The organism is Flavobacterium cryophilum (assembly GCF_048286555.1).
In the GTDB taxonomy this organism is placed as follows: domain Bacteria; phylum Bacteroidota; class Bacteroidia; order Flavobacteriales; family Flavobacteriaceae; genus Flavobacterium.
Map to the genome: position 1 here is coordinate 152,967 of NZ_JBLVPZ010000009.1, position 22,832 is coordinate 175,798.

The 22,832-nt window shown below is 34.1% G+C and carries 19 protein-coding genes and 1 pseudogene; 18 read left to right on the forward strand and 2 right to left on the reverse strand.

Translation table 11 applies throughout. From position 1 onward, the window contains the following. Positions 1 to 24: 24 nt before the first annotated feature. The 4 genes from ACNQGJ_RS13475 (at position 25) to ACNQGJ_RS13490 (ending at position 4,572) form a co-directional block, all read left to right on the forward strand. Positions 25 to 1,722: an alpha-amylase family glycosyl hydrolase gene (locus ACNQGJ_RS13475; protein ID WP_417973405.1), complete on the forward strand. Its 1,698-nt coding sequence runs from the start codon at positions 25 to 27 to the stop codon at positions 1,720 to 1,722. Between the two features lie 131 nt (positions 1,723 to 1,853). Then, positions 1,854 to 2,531 (forward strand): glycerophosphodiester phosphodiesterase, encoded by a 678-nt coding sequence (locus ACNQGJ_RS13480; RefSeq protein ID WP_417973403.1) that lies wholly within the window; start codon positions 1,854 to 1,856, stop codon positions 2,529 to 2,531. Beyond that, positions 2,528 to 3,736, forward strand: a complete 1,209-nt coding sequence (locus ACNQGJ_RS13485; protein WP_417973401.1) for a BaiN/RdsA family NAD(P)/FAD-dependent oxidoreductase — start codon at positions 2,528 to 2,530, stop codon at positions 3,734 to 3,736. Before ACNQGJ_RS13480 ends, ACNQGJ_RS13485 begins: the two co-directional genes overlap by 4 nt. Before the next feature lie 98 nt (positions 3,737 to 3,834). Next, a complete protein-coding gene (locus ACNQGJ_RS13490; RefSeq protein ID WP_417973399.1) occupies positions 3,835 to 4,572 on the forward strand; it encodes a peptidase associated/transthyretin-like domain-containing protein in 738 nt (245 codons plus the stop codon). Positions 4,573 to 4,639: 67 nt separating this feature from the next. Here ACNQGJ_RS13490 and ACNQGJ_RS13495 read toward each other — a convergent pair whose 3' ends face one another. Further along, positions 4,640 to 5,116, reverse strand: coding sequence for a TspO/MBR family protein (locus ACNQGJ_RS13495; protein WP_417973397.1), 477 nt, complete (start codon positions 5,114 to 5,116; stop codon positions 4,640 to 4,642). Between the two features lie 113 nt (positions 5,117 to 5,229). On the opposite strand from ACNQGJ_RS13495, the gene ACNQGJ_RS13500 reads away from it, so the two are divergent. From ACNQGJ_RS13500 to ACNQGJ_RS13525, 6 genes are all read left to right on the forward strand, one after another. Next, positions 5,230 to 6,312: a diphosphomevalonate decarboxylase gene (locus ACNQGJ_RS13500; protein WP_417973395.1), complete on the forward strand. Its 1,083-nt coding sequence runs from the start codon at positions 5,230 to 5,232 to the stop codon at positions 6,310 to 6,312. A 41-nt stretch (positions 6,313 to 6,353) separates the two neighbouring features. After that, positions 6,354 to 6,548 (forward strand): hypothetical protein, encoded by a 195-nt coding sequence (locus ACNQGJ_RS13505; protein WP_417973393.1) that lies wholly within the window; start codon positions 6,354 to 6,356, stop codon positions 6,546 to 6,548. 57 nt (positions 6,549 to 6,605) lie between these two features. Then, a complete protein-coding gene (locus ACNQGJ_RS13510; protein ID WP_417973391.1) occupies positions 6,606 to 7,544 on the forward strand; it encodes a mevalonate kinase family protein in 939 nt (312 codons plus the stop codon). 49 nt (positions 7,545 to 7,593) lie between these two features. Then, entirely contained in the window at positions 7,594 to 8,550 is a 957-nt protein-coding gene (locus ACNQGJ_RS13515; protein WP_417973389.1) for a geranylgeranylglycerol-phosphate geranylgeranyltransferase, read from the forward strand. 295 nt (positions 8,551 to 8,845) lie between these two features. Next, positions 8,846 to 9,754, forward strand: coding sequence for a pseudouridine synthase (locus ACNQGJ_RS13520; RefSeq protein ID WP_417973387.1), 909 nt, complete (start codon positions 8,846 to 8,848; stop codon positions 9,752 to 9,754). Between the two features lie 84 nt (positions 9,755 to 9,838). Next, positions 9,839 to 10,201 carry a nuclear transport factor 2 family protein gene (locus tag ACNQGJ_RS13525; protein WP_417973386.1) on the forward strand — a complete coding sequence of 121 codons (363 nt, stop codon included), beginning with the start codon at positions 9,839 to 9,841 and terminating at the stop codon, positions 10,199 to 10,201. Between the two features lie 83 nt (positions 10,202 to 10,284). Here ACNQGJ_RS13525 and ACNQGJ_RS13530 read toward each other — a convergent pair whose 3' ends face one another. Beyond that, on the reverse strand, positions 10,285 to 12,432 hold the full coding sequence (locus tag ACNQGJ_RS13530; RefSeq protein WP_417973384.1) for a M3 family metallopeptidase: 2,148 nt from the start codon (positions 12,430 to 12,432) through the stop codon (positions 10,285 to 10,287). Between the two features lie 179 nt (positions 12,433 to 12,611). Here ACNQGJ_RS13530 and ACNQGJ_RS13535 point away from each other — a divergent pair, with 179 nt between their 5' ends. From ACNQGJ_RS13535 to ACNQGJ_RS13570, 8 genes and pseudogenes are all read left to right on the forward strand, one after another. Next, positions 12,612 to 14,378 (forward strand): DUF885 domain-containing protein, encoded by a 1,767-nt coding sequence (locus tag ACNQGJ_RS13535; protein ID WP_417973382.1) that lies wholly within the window; start codon positions 12,612 to 12,614, stop codon positions 14,376 to 14,378. Between the two features lie 15 nt (positions 14,379 to 14,393). Next, complete coding sequence (locus tag ACNQGJ_RS13540) at positions 14,394 to 15,083, forward strand: hypothetical protein (RefSeq protein WP_417973380.1); 690 nt, start codon at positions 14,394 to 14,396, stop codon at positions 15,081 to 15,083. Positions 15,084 to 15,509: 426 nt separating this feature from the next. Then, on the forward strand, positions 15,510 to 15,722 hold the full coding sequence (locus ACNQGJ_RS13545; protein ID WP_417973378.1) for a LacI family DNA-binding transcriptional regulator: 213 nt from the start codon (positions 15,510 to 15,512) through the stop codon (positions 15,720 to 15,722). 899 nt (positions 15,723 to 16,621) lie between these two features. Continuing rightward, positions 16,622 to 17,935, forward strand: a complete 1,314-nt coding sequence (locus ACNQGJ_RS13550) for a BNR repeat-containing protein (RefSeq protein WP_417973376.1) — start codon at positions 16,622 to 16,624, stop codon at positions 17,933 to 17,935. A gap of 17 nt (positions 17,936 to 17,952) precedes the next feature. Continuing rightward, positions 17,953 to 19,173 (forward strand): glycoside hydrolase family 88 protein, encoded by a 1,221-nt coding sequence (locus tag ACNQGJ_RS13555; protein ID WP_417973373.1) that lies wholly within the window; start codon positions 17,953 to 17,955, stop codon positions 19,171 to 19,173. Positions 19,174 to 19,439: 266 nt separating this feature from the next. Next, a pseudogene (locus tag ACNQGJ_RS13560) lies at positions 19,440 to 20,212 on the forward strand (glycoside hydrolase family 2 TIM barrel-domain containing protein). A gap of 379 nt (positions 20,213 to 20,591) precedes the next feature. Continuing rightward, positions 20,592 to 22,136: a DUF2264 domain-containing protein gene (locus tag ACNQGJ_RS13565; protein WP_417973371.1), complete on the forward strand. Its 1,545-nt coding sequence runs from the start codon at positions 20,592 to 20,594 to the stop codon at positions 22,134 to 22,136. 20 nt (positions 22,137 to 22,156) lie between these two features. After that, positions 22,157 to 22,624 (forward strand): hypothetical protein, encoded by a 468-nt coding sequence (locus ACNQGJ_RS13570; RefSeq protein WP_417973369.1) that lies wholly within the window; start codon positions 22,157 to 22,159, stop codon positions 22,622 to 22,624. Positions 22,625 to 22,832 lie beyond the last annotated feature (208 nt).

Sequence of the window (22,832 nt, forward strand, 5' to 3'; positions counted from 1 at the left end):
AAAACAACCCTTAATGCTAAAAAAATGAAAAAATATTCAATCCCACTTTTACTATTAACCATGACAATTATAAGTAGTTGCTCCAGTACACGAATGGTTGCTGAGCGTGACAAAACACCTTTCGTTTGGGAAGGAGCGAATGTTTATTTTTTAATGACAGACCGTTTTAATAACGGTGATCCTTCAAATGACAGCAACTACAACAGAACTAAAACAACGGGGAAACTTCGTGGTTTTGAAGGTGGCGACATCAAAGGAATTGCTCAAAAAATTGATGAAGGTTATTTTGATAAATTAGGGATAAATGCCATTTGGTTTACACCAATAGTGGAGCAAATACACGATGCCGTTGATGAAGGAACGGGTTTGAGTTATGCCTTTCATGGATATTGGACCAGAGATTGGACGAACTTGGATCCAAACTTTGGAACCAAAGAAGATCTGGCTGCATTAGTTCAAAAAGCTCACGCACACGGAATCCGAATCATTCTTGATGGCGTGATCAATCATACCGGTCCAGTAACTGCTGAAGATACCGTTTGGCCAAATGACTGGGTGAGAACAGGACCAAATTGTGATTACAAATCTTTTGAAAACACCATTGCTTGTACACTCGTTTCTAATCTTCCGGATATAAAAACTGAAAGTGCTCAAAATGTAGCGTTACCTCCTTTTTTAGTCGAAAAATGGAAAAAAGAAGGGCGTTATGAACAAGAAATGAAAGAACTGGATGACTTTTTTACTCGTACCAGATATCCAAGAGCACCAAAATATTATATCATCAAATGGTTAACGGATTATATTGCTGATTACGGAATTGACGGCTACAGAGGCGACACCGTCAAGCATACGGACGAAACGGTTTGGGCCGATTTTAAAACCCAATGTAATTATGCGTTTGAAACTTGGAAGAAAAACAATCCAACAAAAGTTCTAGACGATACTGCTTTTTATACAATCGCCGAAGTGTACAATTTTGGTATCAGTGGCGGACAAGATTTTGATTTTGGAGACAAAAAAATAAACTATTTCAAAAATGGTTTCAACAACATGATCAATTTCGAATTCAAATGGGATGCACAGAAAGACTACGAATTTATATTTTCAAAGTATTCTGATAAGCTCAATAACGATTTTAAAGGATACAGCGTTTTAAACTATTTATCTTCCCATGATGATGGAGGCCCATTTGACGGGAATCGTACTCGAAGAATAGAAAGCGGAACAAAGTTATTACTGAGTCCTGGACTTTCTCAAGTATATTATGGTGATGAAAGTGCTCGTTCCTTAGTTATCGAAGGCACAAAAGGCGATGCAACATTGCGTTCGTTCATGAATTGGGAAGCTATCAAATCAAATCCTGAAACACAGAAAACGCTGTCCCATTGGCAAAAATTAGGGCAGTTCAGAAGAAACCATCCTTCGGTTGGAGCAGGAATTCACAAGCAAATTTCGGCTCAACCCTATACTTTTTCCAGAACATTTTCTAAAGCCAATTATTCAGATGCGGTGGTGGTTGGATTGGATTTAGTAATTGGTACCAAAGAACTTGCGGTAGGTGCTGTTTTCGCAGACGGCACATCATTAAAAGATGCGTATTCAGGCAAAGAAGTACGTGTTGTAAATGGAAAAGTGACAATCGATTCAGAATTTGATATTGTTTTATTGGAATCCTCTCCCCAACCCTCTCCAAAGGAGAGGGAGACGAAACCGAAAAATTAGACCATACTATTTCTCTTGTACCATTTTAAAAATAGTGTAGTTATTATTTGTTAAGAGAAACAGAATAATCCAGACGCCTTTAGAAATGAAGGCGTTTTTTTATGGTTACCTTTACCCAAAAATCAATAACAATGCTCAAAATTGGACATCGTGGCGCAAACGGACACGAACCCGAGAACACCTTTGTTTCATTTCAAAAAGCTTTAGACATGCAAGTGGACGGCATCGAACTCGATGTACATTTAAGTGCTGATGGCGAAATAATTGTTATTCACGACGAAACCATTGACAGAACAACAAATGGAAATGGATTTGTAAGTGCATTATCTTTGCGCGAATTGAAGGCTTTTCGAATAGATGGCAAACATCAAATTCCAACATTGAAAGGCGTTTTTGATTTGGTAAATCAAGATTGTTTTATCAACATTGAGCTCAAACGTTATGAAGCTACAGAAAAAGTAGTTTCTCTAATTGAAAAATACGTTACTAAAAAAGGATGGAAATACGATCGTTTTTTAATATCCAGTTTTGATTGGAGCGCGTTGCAACAAGTGGCATTTTTAAATGATGCAATTCCAATTGGCGTTTTAACGGAAACCGATTTAGACTTGGCTTTGGCGTTCGCCAAATTCATTCAGGCAAAATCCATTCACCCTTATTTTCATTTATTGACAGAAGAAAACACAGTAAAAATGCAAGAAAAAGGATTGCAGGTTTTTCCTTGGACAATCAATGAATTAGAAGACATTCAAAAAATAAAAACATTCAACGTAAACGGAATCATCACTGATTTCCCAAATAGAATATGAATCAGAATTTCGATATAATAATAGTAGGCGGCGGCGCAGCAGGTTTTTTTACAGCAATCAGTATTGTAGAGAAAAACCCAAAAGTGAAAGTCGCCATTTTAGAACGCGGTGCCGAAGTGTTGAATAAAGTTCGCATTTCTGGTGGTGGAAGATGCAACGTAACACACGCTTGTTTTGAACCTAACGAATTAGTAAAATTTTATCCGCGTGGCGAAAAAGAATTACGCGGCCCTTTCCATCAGTTTTGCGCTGGCGACACGATCGCATGGTTCGAAAACCATGGAGTAGAATTAAAAATTGAAGATGACGGACGCATGTTTCCCGTTTCGAATTCCTCCCAAACAATAATAGATTGTTTCTTAAATGCAACAAAAAAACTCGGAATCGCTGTACTTACGGGACAAAGTGTGCAATCTATTTTTAAGAAAGATAATGTATGGAAAGTAGAAACGCAAAGTGAACATTATCTTGCCGAAAAGCTGGTTTTAGCGACAGGCAGCAATCCTAAAGTATGGGAAATGCTACAGACTTTTGGACACGTTATTGTCAACCCGGTTCCTTCCCTATTCACTTTTAATATCAAAGATTCCAGAATAAAAGAGTTACCAGGAGTTGCAACTCACGTAACTGTAAAGGTAAAAGACACTAAACTTACGGCAACAGGACCCTTGTTAATTACCCATTGGGGAATGAGCGGACCGGCAATTTTGAAACTCTCCGCTTGGGGCGCCCGCATCTTGCATGATAAAAATTATCAATTTACCATTTTTATAAATTGGTTGAATGATGCTGACACAGCAGATGTTGAGAAAAAATTAAAAGACTTAAAACAAGAAAACGCTAAAAAATCGGTTTCTAAAAAATCACCTTTCGAATTAACCAATAGATTATGGGAAAGTTTGGTGCTCGCGTCAGGAATTGAAGCGGAGACAAAATGGGCCGATTTGTCTAAAATACAATTGCAGAATCTTGTGAATCAATTGACCAATGGTACTTTTCAAGTGAATGGAAAAAGCACCTTCAAAGAAGAATTTGTTACTGCAGGCGGAATTGATTTAAAGGAAATCAACTTTAAAACCATGGAAAGCAAGTTGCATAAAAACCTTTATTTTGCGGGCGAAATTGTAAATATTGACGCGATTACAGGCGGATTTAATTTTCAGAATGCGTGGACAAGCGGATTTATCGTGGCAAATAATCTATAAATAAATTTTTTACAAATTTTATTAACAAGATTTTACGTCTTTTATAAGTTTTCGTTAAGACAAATCTAATAACTTTACTTGTAGCTTATTAGAAATGTATGAAAATAAAATGCCTCAGTATCCTGCTCTTATTTACTTGCCAAGTGGGTTTCTCTCAAACCGAAAAGATTCTAAAAGGAAAAGTCTTTTTTGAAAATAGTATGATTCCTGGTGTAGAAGTCATCAATGCAAACTCGAAAAAAATGACAGTTTCAGACGCTAATGGTAATTTTTATATTGCAGTCAAACCAAAAGATTTGCTTGTATTTGTTTCTAAAAAATATGAACTCAAAAAAGTTTTACTAGAAAAAGAGTTTCTTGACAAAGCTATTCTTACGGTGTCGTTACTCCTAAAACCAGAACAATTAGACGAAGTTGTGGTTACAAAAATGCCTTCCATTAAATTAAGTACCGATAAAAAGTATGAACAAGGAAAGCTTGATAAATTAGCTTTAGAGAAAGCCGCGAAAACCATCAAAAACCCAGGAGTTTATCAAGGAACTATCGAAAACGGAATGGATTTAATGCGAATTGGCAGCATGGTTTTAGGTCTATTCGCAAAAGAAAAAGAGTCCGTTCAAAAAACGGTTCCAGAAATTCAATTTAAAGAATTGGCAAGAACTACCTGCGATCAAAAATTTTATATTGAAACTTTAAAATTAAAACCAGAGCAAATAGCACTTTTTCTAGAATTTTGCGATGCGGATCCTAAATCAAAAACAGTATTAGAGAATAGTAATATCTTATCGATGATGGATTTTTTATCGACCAAGAATATTGAATTTAAGAAGCTATAAGACTTTGAAAAATAATTTAGTTTTCTCATTACACGATTAAATGATTACTGCGACTGAAAACAGCCAACTATCGATTCAACCACCAAATACTTCCATTTAAAACGGCCGCAAAACTTACCCAAGCCAAATAGGGAAGAAATAAATAGCCCGCAATTTTATTGATTTTGGAAAACTGAATATAGGTTTCAAAAATCATTAACCACAATACAATAATTTCTAAACCGGCTAACATTGGGTTGTGCAATCCAAAGAATAAAAACGACCACAAAGCATTTAACGCTAATTGTATTGCAAAGAAAATCAACGCTTTTTTCACGACTTCTTTTTCTGTTTCTATTCGATCCCAAACTAATCCAGCCGCAACACCCATCATCACATAAAGCATACTCCAAACTGGCGCAAAAATCCAATTAGGTGGATTAAAACTTGGTTTTATTAAGGTTGGATACCAAGTTGTAATGGCTGAACGGGTAACAATTCCAGAGAAATAACCAATCGTGAGGCACGTGACAACAACAGCTAATATTCGGGTGATTTTATTCATTTCTATATTTTTCTAATGTGAGCCAAATTTAATCAAAAGATTAGTACAATTCGACAAATAAACGAATCTGCTTGTAAATCAAAAAAAGTATCTTTGCGTAAATTTACACATTCATGATTTCAGCAAACGATTTTATTCCATCTAAATATATACATTCTGTCGAAAGCGGCAATTTTCAATGGAGCGCACCCAGCAATATTGCCCTTGTAAAATATTGGGGGAAAAAGGACAATCAAATTCCTGCGAATCCTTCGGTGAGTTTTACCTTAAATAATTGTAAAACGAATACCAAATTGGCTTTCGCCAAAAAAGAAAACGATGGCACATTTTCCTTTGATTTACTTTTTGAAGGACAACCAAAAGAAGATTTTAAACCAAAAATTCAAAAATTCCTGGAGCGAATCGAAATCTATTTGCCGTTTTTAAAAGAGTATCACTTTACGATTGACACGGAAAACACCTTTCCGCACAGTTCCGGAATTGCTTCATCAGCATCTGGAATGGCGGCTTTGGCGATGAACTTGATGAGTGTAGAAAAAGCATTAAACCCTGAAATGACCGAGGAATATTTCTATCAAAAAGCGTCTTTATTGGCACGTTTGGGTTCCGGAAGCGCTTGCAGAAGTGTAAAAGGACAAGTGGTGATTTGGGGAGATCATACCAATATCTCCGGAAGTTCCGATTTATTTGGAGTGGAATTTCCAAATGCGATTCACGCTAATTTCAAGAATTTTCAAGATACCATTTTACTGGTTGATAAAGGTGAGAAACAAGTTTCAAGTACCGTTGGACATGATTTAATGCACAACCATCCTTTTGCCGAAAGGCGATTTGCACAGGCGCATGAAAATTTAGACCTTCTGATTTCAGCATTTGGAAGTGGGAATCTGGAAGAGTTTATCAAAATTGTAGAGAGTGAAGCCCTGACTTTACATGCTATGATGATGACTTCGATGCCTTATTTTATATTAATAAAACCAAATACTTTGGAGATCATAAATGCGATTTGGAAATTTAGAAATGCGACTAAAATTCCAGTTTGTTTCACGCTTGATGCCGGTGCAAATGTGCATGTTTTATATCCTGAAAATGTTGCCGAAACTGTTTTACAATTTATTAAGAACGAATTAGTTGGCTATTGTCAAAATGGTCAGTACATTTGTGACAAAATTGGAAATGGAGCTTTGTTGATTTAATTTGTTTTTTTCCTATCTTTATTTTTTAAAGAGTTGTAATTATGGATATTCAATCAGAGAAATTAAAATTGATTAAATTGTTATTAGAAACTGACGACAAAACAATAATCGAGGCTATTAAAAACATTTTCAAAGCACAAAAAAAAGATCTCTGGAAAGAGTTATCTCCTGAACAACAAGAAGAAATTGATGTTGAAATTCTAGAGGCAAATCGCGGAGATCAAGTTGATTTATAAAAAAATATTTGGCACACTATAATTACCTACCCAAAAATTGTTAATTTACAATCTAATATGAAAGGACCTTTATTTTACTCAAAAATATTACTCTTTGGAGAATACGGCATCATTCGTGACTCAAAAGGGCTTTCAATTCCTTATAATTTTTATAATGGTGCGCTTAAAAGAGATAAAAATCCAACTGAAGAAGCCATCAAATCCAATGGTCACTTACGACGTTTTGTTGCGTATTTAGAAACGTTACAAAATGAGCAATCAGACTTAGTTACATTTGACCTCACTACGTTGAAAAATGATGTTGAAACCGGAATGTATTTTGATTCCAGTATTCCTCAAGGGTACGGCGTAGGAAGCAGTGGCGCTTTGGTAGCCGCGATTTACGACAAATATGCACATGATAAAATCACGGTTTTAGAGAATTTGACTCGTGAAAAGTTATTGCAGTTAAAAAATATATTTTCTCAGATGGAGAGTTTTTTTCACGGAAAAAGTTCTGGTTTAGATCCATTAAACAGTTATTTGAGCATCCCGATTCTTATTAATTCCAAGGACAATATAGAAGCAACCGGAATTCCAACACAAAGTTTTGACGGAAAAGGTGCGGTGTTCTTATTAGATTCTGGAATTGTGGGCGAAACCGCTCCAATGGTGAATATTTTCATGGAAAACCTGAAAGACAAAGGTTTTCGTACCATGTTGAAAAATCAATTTGTAAAATATACGGATGCTTGTGTCGAAAACTTCCTGGGCGGAGACATGAAATCTTTGTTCATGAACACCAAGAAATTATCAAAAGTAGTATTGAATAACTTCAAACCAATGATTCCGGAACAATTTCATGGAATCTGGCAACAAGGGATTGACAGCAATGATTATTATTTGAAATTATGTGGTTCTGGAGGCGGCGGTTACATCTTAGGTTTTACCGAAGATTTAGAAAAAGCCAAAGCTTCACTAAAGGATTATAAACTGGAAGTAGTGTATCAGTTTTAGCCCCTATCCCGTAAAAGGGACTTTAAAAAAAACAAATTAAATTCTTATAATGTTAAGCAGGCAGCACAAACTTCTTATAATGAAAATTGTCAGTTTGTTCTCTGTGGTTAGAGGATATAACATCCCCGTAATAATTTTGGCCCAATACCTTTCGGCTGTATTTATTCTTGCTCCCGAAAAAAGAGCTTTGGACATTCTGCTTGATTTCCAATTATTCATTCTGGTTTTTGCTTCCTCCCTTACAATTGCTTCGGGATACATCATCAATAATTTTTACGACAGCCAAAAAGATTTAATCAATCGCCCTAATAAGTCGATGCTAGATCGATTAGTGAGTCAAAAAACAAAGTTGAACGTATATTTTACGCTCAATTTTATTGTGGCTTTAATGGCATTATTTGTTTCCTGGCGTGTATTTTTATTCTTTTCAGGATACATATTTTTCATCTGGTTTTATTCCCACAAAATAAAAAAATACCCGATGATAGGAAACTTGACTGCTGCAATACTGGCTGTTCTTCCCTTTTTTGCAATTTTATTGTATTTTTATACTCGAATTCCTTATGAAGAAATTGAAAATTATAAAAGACAATTAGGCGTCATTTTCTCTCATGCTACTTTTTTGTTTTTGTTACTGTTGATTCGGGAAATGATTAAGGATTTAGAAAACCTAAAAGGTGATTTAGCAAATGATTATAAAACGATTCCTATTGTTTATGGTGAAGAAATGTCGAAAAAAATCATTACGGTTTTGACAATTCTGACTATTCTTCCAGTGTACGCTTTAATCGATATTTACGATGTGGGTTACATGGATGCTTATTTTTATTCGTCTCTAATAGTACTAATTTTCTTCTTGCTATACTTATGGAAATCGACAACAAAAACCCAATTCTTACTGCTTCACAATATGTTGAAATTTCTTATCGTAACTGGTGTCTTTTGCATTGTTTTGATTAATCCAAGTGTTTTATGGCACGGAAAACGTTTATTGATGACAGTGTAGATTCTTCCCGCTTTAAGATTGTAAACGATTGAAAAATAATTATCTCAAAAATCGCCAAATTTCTCTATTTGGTTAGCCCAGATTGCAACGGCATCCTTTCTTGTCTTGAACTTGTTTCAGGATCCTGAAACAAGTTCAAGACAAGAAAGATAAAGTGGAAAGCGGGAAATAGCTCCAGAAAACGAAACGAAAACGTATTAATTAGCTTATTAACTAGCTAGTTAGCGTTTTTATAATTGGCGGTTATTGATTGTCAATGATATAAATAGTATCTTTGCCCAAATTATTGAATATTATGAATAACAAGGAAGGCAATAATAAGAAAAGTGGTCCAAGAGCAAATAGTTCCAGACCAAGTTCAAATAAGCCAAAACCTGCCATGCAGAAGCGCGCTCAAGGGCCGAAAAAAGTTAAAATAAGTACTAAAGTTGCCGATATCGCTATTGATAAAGTAGAGAAAAAACCAAATCAAGCGCCAAAGAGACCAAAAGTAAAAGACGAAATTCGTTTGAATAAATATATCGCAAATTCGGGTGCCTGTTCGCGTCGTGATGCGGATATTTATATTCAATCCGGGACTGTGAAAGTAAACGGAATTCCTGTTACCGAAATGGGATATATGGTGAAGCCTGGTGATGTTGTGAATTTTGACGGCGCCACTTTGACACCCGAGAAAAAAGTTTATATCCTACTGAATAAACCAAAAAACTTTACGACAGCCATGGACGAAGGTCAGGAATATCGTAATGTGTTGGAATTGGTAAAAGGTTCTACAACTGCAAAAATTGGAGCTGTAGGAAGAATGGACAAGAATACAACGGGTTTGTTATTATTCACGAACGACACGGATATGATTCGTAAGTTTACGTTACCAAGTCAAAAATCGTCAAAAATTTACCAAGTTTCATTAGATAAAAACTTAAAATTTGAGGATTTAGAAAAAATAAATAAAGGTTTGACTCTTGACGGACACCGTGTTTTTGTTGAAGATGTAAGTTACATTGACGGAGAAGCGAAAAGTGAAATCGGTTTGCAACTGCGATCCGCTAATGTGAAAGTGGTCCGTAATATTTTTGAACATTTTAGTTATGATGTATTGCGAATTGACAGAGTTGCTTTTGCTGGTTTGACCAAAAAGAATTTACCAAGAGGAAACTGGAGATTGCTTACTGAACAAGAAATTATCAATTTGAAGAATGTTTAATCTTTCTTTGAAATTATAAAAACGAAATCCCTTTTGCATAACGAAATGGGATTTTTTTAATTAAAAATTCATTCCTACCGTAGTATGACACCAGAAAAATTACAATCAATTGCATTTAAATGGTTTGAAACTTTTAACAATAAAGAAGTAGAAAAATTATTGTCTTTGTATGACGAAGATGCCGTCCATTTTAGTCCAAAACTAAAAATGTACAAACCCGAAAGTAACGGTTTTGTTACCGGTAAGGAGGCCCTGCGAGAATGGTGGCAAGATGCTTTTGAGCGGTTACCCAGTTTAAATTACAAAGTAAAATCGGTTACTGCCAATGGAGACCGTGTTTTTATGGAATATATAAGAACCGTTACTGGCGAAGCGGATTTGCTGGTGGCTGAAGTACTGGATATAAGAGAAGACAAAATTATTGCTTCCCGCGTGTATCACGGATAGACACAAATTTAAGAGAAAGAAAAAACCCTACAACACATTATTTATGTTGTAGGGTTTTTTTTATAACTAAGCAGAAAATTAGTTTATCCTTTCACTTTTTTAAGCGGTTCCGCTTTTTTGTCCAGACCACGTTTTCTTAATAACGGTTCAATACTTGGTTCGGCACCACGGAAACGTTTGTACAAAACCATGGGATCTTCGGTTCCTCCTCTTTCCAATACATTCTCACGGAATAATTTGGCTTTTTCAGGATTGAACAAAGTAGTTGTTTTGAATGCTTCAAAAGCGTCCGTGTCTAACACTCCTGACCAGATGTAGCTATAATATCCAGAAGAATATCCTCCAGAGAATATATGACTGAAATATGTACTGCGGTATCTCGGAATTATGGATTGTATTAATCCAATTTTTGTCATTGCTGCTTTTTCGAAAGTATTTGCATCAACGGTAATGTCTTTGGTTTGAGAATGGTATTCTAAATCCAATAAAGAAGCCGCCAGATATTCCGTTGTAGCAAAACCTTGATCAAATGTTCCTGCTTTTTTCAATTTATTTACGAGCGCTTCTGGAATCACTTCGCCAGTTTTATAATGCTTTGCATACATTTTTAACACCTCTGGTTCAGCTGCCCAATTCTCCATAATTTGAGAAGGAAGCTCCACGAAATCTCTTGGAACACTTGTTCCCGCTAAACTTTTATAGGTCACATTCGACAATAATCCGTGTAGAGAATGTCCAAATTCGTGAAAGAAAGTCGTTACTTCATCAAAAGTCAGAAGTGCCGGAGCATTTGCTGATGGTTTGGTAAAATTACAAACGATAGAAACTACTGGAGCAACACGTTTTCCATCAACCGTTTTTTGACTTCGGTATGAGGTCATCCAAGCACCGCCACGTTTTGATTCACGCGGATGAAAATCCATATACAAAACACCCAAATGTCTACCATCTTTTTCTAAAACTTCCCAAACGGTTGCGTCTTCATGGTATTTAGGAACATTAGTCAACGCTTTAAACTGTATTCCATATAATTTTTCGGTTACCTGAAAAACACCTTTTCTAACATTTTCTAAACTGAAATACGGTTTTAACTCTTCTTCGTCTAAATCAAAACGTTCTTTTCTGATTTTCTCGGTGTAATATCTCCAGTCATACGGTTGCACAGCACCTTTTATGCCTTCTTTAGCCATCATTTTCTGAATATCTGCGGCTTCCGTTTTAGCTATTTCCAAAGCTGGTTTCCACAAATCGTTCAACAACTTGTTTACATTTTCGGGTGTTTTAGCCATCGATTCTTCCAAAACATAATTGGAATGCGATTTGTAACCTAACAATCGTGCTTTTTGTCCACGAAGATTTGCTAATTCTACTGCATTCTTCTTATTATCAAATTCATTGTCCTGATTGCCTCTGGTTTGGTACGCATTCCAAATTTGTTTGCGCAATTCACGATTAGCACTGTATTGCAAAAATGGCATCACACTGGAATTAGAAAGGGTAAAAACCCATTTTCCTTCTTTGCCTTTTGCTTTCGCATCAACAGCGGCGGCATCAATTAATCCTTGTGGCAATCCGGCTAAATCTTTTTTGGAATCAATAATCAGCTCATACTTATTGGTCTCTGCCAAAATATTCTGGCCGTACTTTAAGCTAGTAATTGAAAGCGCTCCATTTATTTTACGCAATATTTCTTTGTCAGTATTTGATAGATTGGCCCCACTTCGAACGAAGTCTTTATACGCATTATCTAAAATTTTAGCTTGCTCTAAATTTAAACCTAACGTTTCTTTTTTATCCCAAAGCGTTTTTACTTTTGCAAATAATTTTTCGTTTAAGTAAATATTATCTCTGTGTGCTGAAAGATTTGGCGCCATTTCTTTGGCAATATTCTGAATCTCCTTATTGGTATTCGCCGAATTCAAATTAGAAAAAACCGTATTTACATCCGACAATAATTCCCCGGCATTTTCCATGGCAAGAATCGTATTCTCAAAAGTCGTCGGTTGCGTATTATTTGCAATAGCATTAATTTCAGTTTCATGCTTGCTGATTCCTTCTAAAATAGCGGGTTTAAAATGCTCGTTTTTAATTTTGTCAAAAGGCGGCACATTAAACGGCGTGTCGTAAGGCTTAAAAAATGGATTCATAGTGTTGTTTTCTTTTTTTTCTTGTGCTTCAATTGTTAGCATGTTCCCGATGACTAACAAAATAAAAAAGGATTTTTTTTTCATTTAGGTGTAATTTATTAGAAAAGTAAATTTAGCCGAAATCTATTTAAAACAAGAAGCTCAACGGCTCGTTAACTAAATTTTATGACAAACAAAGACACTTTACAAACGAAAAACTATTCTTACATTTGAAATTAAAAAAAAAAGAATAAATTAGCTCAATCTATTATTAAACATTCATTATGAGAAAAATAACCACGGTTTTCATTACAGTAACAACTTCTATATTGTTGTTCAACTGTAAAACTGAAGACAAAAAAGAAAGTTTCAACAGTATCACTGAAAACTATTTTGACGATAAAAATGCAATGAGCCCTTTGGATGCAACGCAAAGTGGACAAAGTGAATACAACGATCAGCTGCAGTTTGAAATGACAGACAGCTATAGAAAGTCACAGGAAGCTTTTTTTAACAAATACCAAACTGCCTTAAAAGCTGTTGTAAAAGAGGATTTATCCGAAGAAGAAAAAAACAGTTATGAAATTATAAAATGGGAAGTTGAGATTGGTAAAGACCTATTAAAACAACCTACAAATTTGCTTCCTGTTCATCAATTTTGGGGAACGCATCTGACTATGGGACAATTTGCAGGAGGAACCGGTGCACAACCTTTTAAAACGGAAAAAGATTACACTAATTTCCTGAAAAGAATGGACAAATATTCCGTTTGGATAGATTCGGCGATGGTATACATGAAAAAAGGGATGGCACAAGGTGTTGTATTACCAAAATCGTTAACGGTAAAACTGATTCCACAATTTGCAGAAATGGCTACGCCAAATATAGAAGACAATTTATTTTTCTCGGCTATAAAACTGATGCCTGCCTCTTTCCCTGATAGCATAAAAGAAGATTTAACGGCAAAATATACGGCAACAATCAATACCAAACTGATTCCACAATATAAGAAAATGGCCGATTTCCTAAATAACGAATATCTTCCTGCCTCCAGAGCAACCAGTGGAATAGGAAGTTTGCCTTTTGGAAAAGATTTATATGCCACGTATGTAAAACAATGGACCACTACCGAAATGACTCCCGAACAAATTCATGAATTGGGATTAAAAGAAGTAGCCCGATTGAATGCAGAAATGGAAAAGGTAAAAACACAAGTAGGCTTTAAGGGCACTTTATTGGAATTCTTTGAGGAAGTTAGAAACAAAAAAGAATTAAAACCTTTCACTAAACCAGAAGAAGTTATCGCAAACTTTCAAAGCATTTATGCGCGCATTAAACCAAATGTTGATAAATTATTCGCATTGCAACCCAAAACGAAATTTGAAATCAGAAGAACAGAAGCTTTTAGAGAAAAAACAGCCAGTGCGGAGTACAACCAAGGAACTGCTGATGGCACACGTCCTGGTATTTTCTATGTTCCAATTCCTGATGTAGCAAATTATAATATGTATGGCGATGAAGATTTGTTTTTGCATGAAGCGATTCCGGGTCATCATTTTCAAATATCCCTGCAACAAGAAAATCAAAGTCTTCCTGACTTCAGAAAATTCAATTGGTTTGGCGCTTATGGCGAAGGTTGGGCTTTATACACGGAAAGTTTAGGAAAAGAACTTGGATTGTATCAAGATCCATATCAATATTTTGGAATGCTGGGCAATGAAATGCACCGTGCGGTTCGATTAGTAGTTGATACGGGATTACACTCCAAAGGTTGGACTAGAGAGCAAGCCATCAAATATTCATTAGAAAACGAAGCCGAAAGTGAAGCCAGCATAATTCCGGAAATCGAGCGCTATATGGCGATTCCAGGGCAAGCATTGTCGTATAAAATTGGTCAATTAAAAATCATGGAGCTGCGCAAAAAAGCGGAAACTAAAATGGGCTCTAAATTTGATATTAAAAAATTCCACGAAAAAGTATTGGAATCCGGAGTAATGCCTTTAGCATTATTGGAAAATAAAATTAATGCGTGGATAAATGAATCTAAATAATAAAAATTAAATACTATGAAAAAATTATTGCTGAACACACTATTGCTTTTTTTTATGGCATTCATAGGCAATGCACAACGAATTATAGATACTATGGATCCTACCTCCTCTGGCGCTTTATTCAGAAATGATGTTTTGAATAAAAAAGACATGACCAAAGTAGAAGGATCTGAATACTTAGTTGATGAATTTAGATTAGCTGAGGTATCTGGTATTCCTCAACAGATTATGGTACGTTATAATGCGATGACGGATATGATAGAAGTACAAAATGAAAAAAAGGAAGTTTTCTCATTAATGAAAAAAGAGCCTTTCAATACTATAACTATAATTTCATTTACGGATAAGATTAAACTTACGAATTATAAAACTAAAGACCGAGATATAAATGGTTATCTAGTACTATTACTCAACAATAATGAAGTTGATTTATACAGAAGAGACAAAATTAATTTGCAGATAGGAAAAGAAGCTATTAATTCCTATTCACCTGCTACATCCGCACGATATGTAAAAGCAAATGACGAGTATTATTTGAGTTTAAAAAATGAAACGGCCGTTATGATGCCAAAAAATAAGAAAGAACTTCAAGATCTCTTTCCGGAGAAAAAAGAAGAGATTGCAGTTTACCTAAAAAAAAATAACTTTTCTTTAAAAGATGAAAAGAGCGTTATTGAAATTGCAAAATTCGTATCTAATTTCTAATACATACAAAAAAAGCTTCTCAATTGAGAAGCTTTTTTTTGTGCGCAACAACTCCTTATCAATCGAATGAAATTGAATAAAATGTTAAAACTGATGAACAATGGTCGGGTAAGATCTTTAAATGTATTACAAAAATTATAGTGTTTGATTAGTTAAAAAGCTTTAGTAAACCAATTAAACGCAATTTAGAATGAGAAACTGTTCAAAAGATTCAATCGATGAATTAGCGTCTTGATTAGGAGCTAATTGATTTATTTTACTTTAAAATTGCATCCAAGAAATCAAAATTATTAAATCTTAAAATTTTGTTTATAATAAAAAGGATGCTTTAAAAAATTGCTTTTAATTTGTACAATATTTTTTGGAGTTAGAATACTTAAGAATTAATAAATAGGAAATTAAATCGGAATTGAATAATACTATCTAATGAAGAATAGTAAAGTAAGTATACATGATATTGCTAGAGAGTTAAAGGTCAATAGCTCTACAGTTTCAAGAGCCTTAAGTAATAATCCCAGAGTTTCTCAAAAAACAAAGGATAGAGTTAATGCAAAAGCTACTGAATTGGGGTATCAAAAAAATTTATTAGCTTCAAGTTCACGCAATAATAAGACCCATAATTGGTGTCATCGTCCCTAGAATATCTCATCATTTCTTTTCTTCTGCAATTGCCGGGATCGAAGAAACAACTTATGAAGCTGGATATAATATAATTATTTGTCAATCTCTTGAGGATTTAAGAAGGGAACAAAAAATTGCTCAATCCCTTTCGGAGAATAGAGTTGATGGGTATTATCATCTCCATTTCTATGGAAACAAAGGACAATCATAATCTATTGATTTTTAAAAAAAACCATACTCCAGTTGTCTTTTTTGATAGACATTTAGATATGTAAGGAAATAGTAATGTACTTATTGATGATTTCCAAGATGGTATTGAAATATTAAAGCCGGTTTTAATAGAACGGAATTCTTCTAAAAGAATCTAATTAATTTATAAAATAACTTCCAAAAAAAATTGTCGCCAATGGAAGCCAGAAGCTAAATTACAAATCTAAAAGAACTAAAATAATAACTTGTTTTCATTTTCGATTGTCAAAAATTCTGCAGCCAACCTAAAAACGACTCTAAATCGGATATTTAAATTTTTCTTCTAACTCGAAATTTACATTCTAAATTACAATTTAAAGAACTGAGAACTTCAAAACTCTGAAATAATTTTTTATTATATTTAACTTAGGTGTTGTTATTTTTTTAAATTCAAGATACTGAATTTCGGCATCTTAATAAATATATAATAGATTTCTTTCTAATAATTGTATCCAAGGGTAAAATTAAACTAAAGCCTTTTTTACCAAGTTAGTTAGAGTAAATAATTTGGTTTTTTAATGCTTTTATTTATATTTGGGCAATCGATTGCAATTTTTTAATTCTAAACCGATTTTAACGTGAACGATGATTCAGTATTAAATGTTAATAGAAATTAACTAGATATTCAATGCTTTAAAGTTAAAAAAATAAACCAAACATAGAATTGAATGAAAAATAGTAAAATAGTAAAAATTATTTTATACAGTTTGGCGTTGTGTTTATCCGCATGCGCTACGAAAAAAATGGTTCAAACAGATCTTGGTTTTGGATGGAATAATAATTCCGTTAACACTGTTAAATTTAGAAAAAATGCTTTAACAACACACAATCAATATCAATTTACAGCTTATTATGATGAAGATAGTTATCTCGTTCTTGGAAAGCGAAATATAACCATGCAAAACTGGGAAAAGGTCAAGACCTCCTATAAAGGAAATACAAAAGATGCCCACAACGATATTAGTATTGCTATTGATGGTGCGGGTTATTTACATGTTAGCTGGGATCATCATGATACGAACCTTCGATATGCTAAAAGTAAAAGTCCTTTCAGCTTAGAACTTGGAGAACAACAAACTATGACCGGTAAGGAGGAACTAAAAGTGACGTATCCAGAATTTTATAATTTACCTAATGGAAGTTTACTCTTTTTTTATAGATCGGGTTCTTCAGGAAGAGGTAATATGGTGATTAATTTTTATGATTTAAAAAATAAAATTTGGTCTCAGTTGCAACAAAATTTATTAGACGGAGAAGAGAAAAGAAGTGCATATTGGCAAGCCAGTATAGACAATCGAGGAATTATTCATCTTTCTTGGGTGTGGCGAGAAAGTTGGGATGTTTCTACCAATCATGATTTGTGTTATGCACGTTCAAAAGATGGCGGTGTAACTTGGGAAAAATCTACAGGAGAAAAATATAATTTACCCATAACGGCTGCCACAGCAGAATATGCATGGAAAATTCCTCAAAAAAGTAGCTTAATCAACCAAACAGCAATGGCTACAGATAAAAATGGAAATCCTTACATAGTAAGCTATTGGAGTGAAAACGAAATTCCGCAATATCAAATTGTCTATTTGGAGAAAGGGAATTGGAAAAAAATAAATACACGATTCAGAAAAACTCCCTTTTATTTGGGGGGCGGTGGAACAAAACAAATTCCTATCTCAAGACCCGATATATTTATTGATGATAAAGGAAGCAATCCACTATTGTATATTCTTTTCAGAGATGAAGAAAGAGGAAACAAAATTTCAATTGCAGTCAGGAATTTGAATGACAAAGCCAATTGGAAAATAGTTGATTTAACAACTGATTCTGTAGGGCAATGGGAACCTAATTATGACATCTCACTTTGGAAAAATAAAAAAAAGTTACATATTTTTTCACAAAATGTTACACAAATTGATGGTGAAGGATTAACAAACACAGTGCCTAGCATTGTTAGTGTTTTGCAAATCAATCATTTACCTAACTAATTTATAAAACGATAATAATGAAGAAATACTTTTATCAAATGTTTTTACAAAAAGAAAAAAAAACAAAAAGGAGCCTGTTTATATTAGCTGGAGCAACTTTATTATTTAGTTCTTGTGCAGTAAATAAATTAGAAAAGCAGATTGATTTGACACTAAATCGAGGTGTTATTCAATATAATTACATGATGAAAAGATTGCCTGTAGATCGTTATCCAAAAACGTATTATGCCAATAAAGACAAACTAGAAACCAGTAAATCAGAGTGGTGGTGCAGTGGTTTTTATCCTGGAACGCTTATCTATTTAGATGAAGTAGCCAAAATCCCCGTCTTTAAAAAGGAGATAGACCGAGTTTTACAAGATTTAAAAAAAGAGCAATATAATACAACAACGCACGATCTTGGGTTTATGATGTTTTGTAGTTTTGGAAATGCCAATCGCTTAAATCCAACACCAGAATATGCAACAATATTGATGAATAGTGCAAAATCATTGGGCTCACGCTTTGATGAGACAGTGGGTTGTATTAAATCTTGGGATTCTCCGGATAACAGTTATCTGGTAATCATAGATAATATGATGAATTTAGAACTTCTTTTTTGGGCTAGCGAATACAGTGGGGATCAACGCTATTATGACATTGCGGTAAAACATGCAAATACCACTTTGAAAAACCATTTTCGGGAAGATCATAGTTCCTACCATGTCGTAAATTACAATAGTAAAACAGGCGATGTAAAACAAAAAAGAACGGCTCAAGGATATGCTGATGAATCCGCATGGGCAAGAGGTCAATCGTGGGGATTGTACGGTTATACACTAATGTATAGAGCTACGAAAGATAAAAAGTATTTAGATCAAGCAGTTGCTAGCGCTGAATTTATTTTAAATCATCCAAATTTACCACAAGATAAAGTGCCTTATTGGGATTTTAATGCCCCAAATATACCGGATGCTTTAAGAGATTCTTCTGCTGGAGCCATCATTGCTTCAGCTTTATTAGAATTAGGTACGTATGTTGATAAAGACACTTCAAAAAAATATTTTACAGTTGCGAAAATAATTCTCAAAACATTAACCTCTAAAGAATATATAGCTGAAGAAGGGACGAATGGGGGGTTTTTGTTAAAACATGGCGTAGGACATATTCCTGAAAAATCTGAAATAAATGTTCCTTTAACGTATGGTGACTATTATTTAGTAGAAGCAATGTTGAGATATAAAAAACAAGTCAAATAGATTAAAAATTAAGTGCAGCGTTTATTACCACGGAAAGTAATTTTAATGTAATCCAGAAAAAGATAAGATGAAAAATAAAGTAATAGCACTATTGTAGTTTTTAAGCATACAAATCAATTTTGCACAAAAGACTTCTAATAAATGGGAAAACCCATAGGTTTTTGATAGAAATAAAGAAGCAGGACGCAGCACTTTTATTTTGTATGAAAACCAGACTTTGGCCGAAGCAAATAATCCGGAAAAATCAGCGTTTTACAAAAGCTTAAATGGGTACTTATTTAGAAGATCAGGATTTTTGGAGATTAAGCGGTATTGAGCATAATGTATCTTTGCAAGCCTTGCCGAAAACAAGTATCTGGGACTATTCTGTAAATAGCGGATTAGACAATCAATATAAAAACGGGTTGTTCAGCGTGGCTGTAAATCTTAAATATTTTGCCAAAAGCAATATCAAAAAGCCAACACCATCAGCTGCGTTATTTGACGTTGACGGAAATCAAATTTTTTCAGAAGAAAAGAAAGCCACTTCTGGAAGCCAAAAAATCAGTTTTGAAAAAACAATCAAAAATGTTAAACAATGGACTGATGAAACTCCAAATTTATACAGATACACCTTGACTTTGACTGATGAGAAAGGGGAAGTAATTGATGTTGTTTCTAAAAAAGCGGGCTTTAGAAAAGTAGAAATCAAAGATGCCCAGTTAATGGTAAACAGGAAATCTATTTTGGTAAAAGGAGTTAATATTCATGAACATCACGATGAAAAAGGACACGTGTCAGATAACGACATGATGCTTAAGGATCTTCAATTGATGAAAGAACAGCGATTCGAATGAGTCATTATCCACACGATCCACATTTTTATGATTTATGTGATGAGTATGGCTTCTATGTGGTAGATGAAGCTAATATTGAAACCCATGCAATGGGGGCAGAATGGCAAAACGCATTTGATAAATCTAAACACCCTGCTTTTTTACCAGAATGGGCTAATGCTCCATCTGTAACGGCAGGAGATATCACATTCAATTTTGTTTAGATGAAAAAAGTGAGAGAATTAATAGGGGAAGAGAATAGACCTATGACACTTAGAACCGGCACAGGAGTAGAAAGAGACAAAACACACTTTAGTTGATGGAATAAGCATTTGTAAATTTACCTTGAAATATAGATACCATATTTATATTTTCGGCAAAGGATTAATTTTTTTGAAATAAGGATCAGAAATTTAAATTTAAACCATACAAATAGATTATTTAATGTAGGAACACAGATTCTGTTAATTACCAATTTTAAATTTATAGATTGTACTGATAATTATTTAGGGCTGAATCACAAAAAAAAGTATCCCCACTACTCCATCAAAATTAAAAACATATAAAAAAGTAAAGAATTCATTCTAAACTAATCTATTATTCATGAAAATTATAAGTCTCCTTTTTTTAGTATCTCTATTTTGTTCATCAGTATTTGCACAGCAGGAAATGGTTCAGAAAACAAATAGCGACAACATTTTTAAAATTGTAAATCCCGATTACGGGTTAAGCCCTCATACAGGAATGACTAAAAAGCACTGGAAAGATGCAGCACTTTATTTATTAGAAGGTGCCTTTAGTTATATCCATAATCTGGATGATCCGATGAAGTTCCCAAAACAACTCGGAAAAAGTTATCCTTTAGATGAAAGTAAAGTTCCGACAGAAAAATTAGAGGGATTGAGTAGAACTTTATTTATAGCTTCTCCGCTTTTAAAAGAGAATCCCAATCTGGTGATCCATAATATTAAAGTTGGCGATTATTACAGACATCAAATATGTAAACTTATTGATCCTAAAAGTCCATCCTATATTGTCCCAAGATCTAAAAATGGTGGACCGAGTCAGAATTTAGTAGAATATGGAGCATTGACGATGTCTATGTTAACCAATCCTGAGGTCTTGTGGGATCCATTGTCTCAAGAACAAAAGGATACTTTAGCGCAATCAATGCTTAGCTATGGGGATGGCCCTACAATAGCTTCCAATTGGAAATTTTTCAATATTTTTGTTTTGAGTTTTTTCAAAGAACAAGGCTATAAAGTGAATGAAAAATTATTGGTTGAATATTTGCAAAAATCATTAGACGATTATAGAGGTCAGGGCTGGTACAATGATAATCCGGCTTATGATTACTACAGTATGTGGGGATTTCAACTCTATGGAGCCTTATGGTCTGAATATTTTGGAAATAAATATTATCCAGAATATGCAATAAAATTCAGAAATAATTTCAAAGATCTTAATTCAAATTATCCTTTTATGTTTAGTCGTAATGGGGAGATGATTATGTTTGGTCGCAGTATTAGTTATCGAATTGCATCTATTGCAGCCTTACCTTTTATGGGGTTAGAAAAGGATGCAATTGTCAATAATGGGTGGTTGCGAAGAATTTCATCTGGAGTTTTAAAACAATTTTTACAACATCCGGATTTTATGGAAGACAATGTGCCAACGCTAGGTTTTTATGGAGCTTTTGAACCTGCCGTACAAGTGTATAGTTGCAGAGGTAGTGTGTATTGGATGGGAAAAGCTTTTTTAGGGCTATTATTACCAGATAGTAATCCTTTTTGGACAGCAAAAGAAAATGAAGGTCCTTGGGAAACGGAATTCAAAAATGACACTGTTTATAATAAGTTTCAAGAAGGTTCAAAAACATTAATTACAAATTATCCACAAATAGGAGCTTCCGAGATTAGAGCTTGGTGTCACGAAAAGAAAAAAAACGATTGGCAAGGATTTAGATCAACTGAAAACTATAATCGGTTATCTTATAATAGTGCTTTTCCTTGGCAGGCGGATGGTGAGAATGGAGAAGTAGCAATGAATTATGTTTTCAAAAATAAAAATCAGGAATGGGAGCCGTTTCGATTATATATACATTTAGTAAATTTGAAAAGGGCATTTATTATCGTGACGCAGTTTTAGAAAGCGATGAAAATGTAAAAATGAATTTGACTGAGATTCCTTTATCTAATGGTATTTTAAGAATTGATCGCAATAATAGTACTCAAGCAGTCTCTATGCGATTAGGACATTATGCTTTGCCAAAATTGGAAGAAGAAATCACAACAACTGTCGATAAAATAAAAGGACATCAAGTGACCATTATTGACAATGGTAAATACCAATTGGCTGTAATTCCTCTTTTAGGATGGAGTAAAACAGAAGTGGTTGTAACCAATGGTTCAAACCCTGCAGCAATGGAAAGCGTGGTACTAAATGTCACCGATAATTTTATACCACAAAAAGAAAAGGCAACTATTTATGCTACTTTAATGTTATGGAAAAAATCCGGTGAAAAATGGACTGAACAAGAACTACTTCCTGTAAATAAAATTAAATATTCGGAAAAATCGAATGAAGTGAGCATCACTATGTACAATGGAGAAAAAAGGATTGTAAAATATAATTAAATATCTAAAGTTAAAACGGGAGTAAGCACAAAGTTGCAAATAAAATATAAAAGTTAACTGTCGTTTTCCGCACTAAGAGGCTGTCCGCAAAGTAATTTTCAGACAGTTTTTTTGTTTATTACAAAGGTTCAGTTTTATCAAAACTGTGCCAAACCGAAAACACTTTAGTTTACCTGTATTTCCAATATAATAAACCCGCCCCGTAATT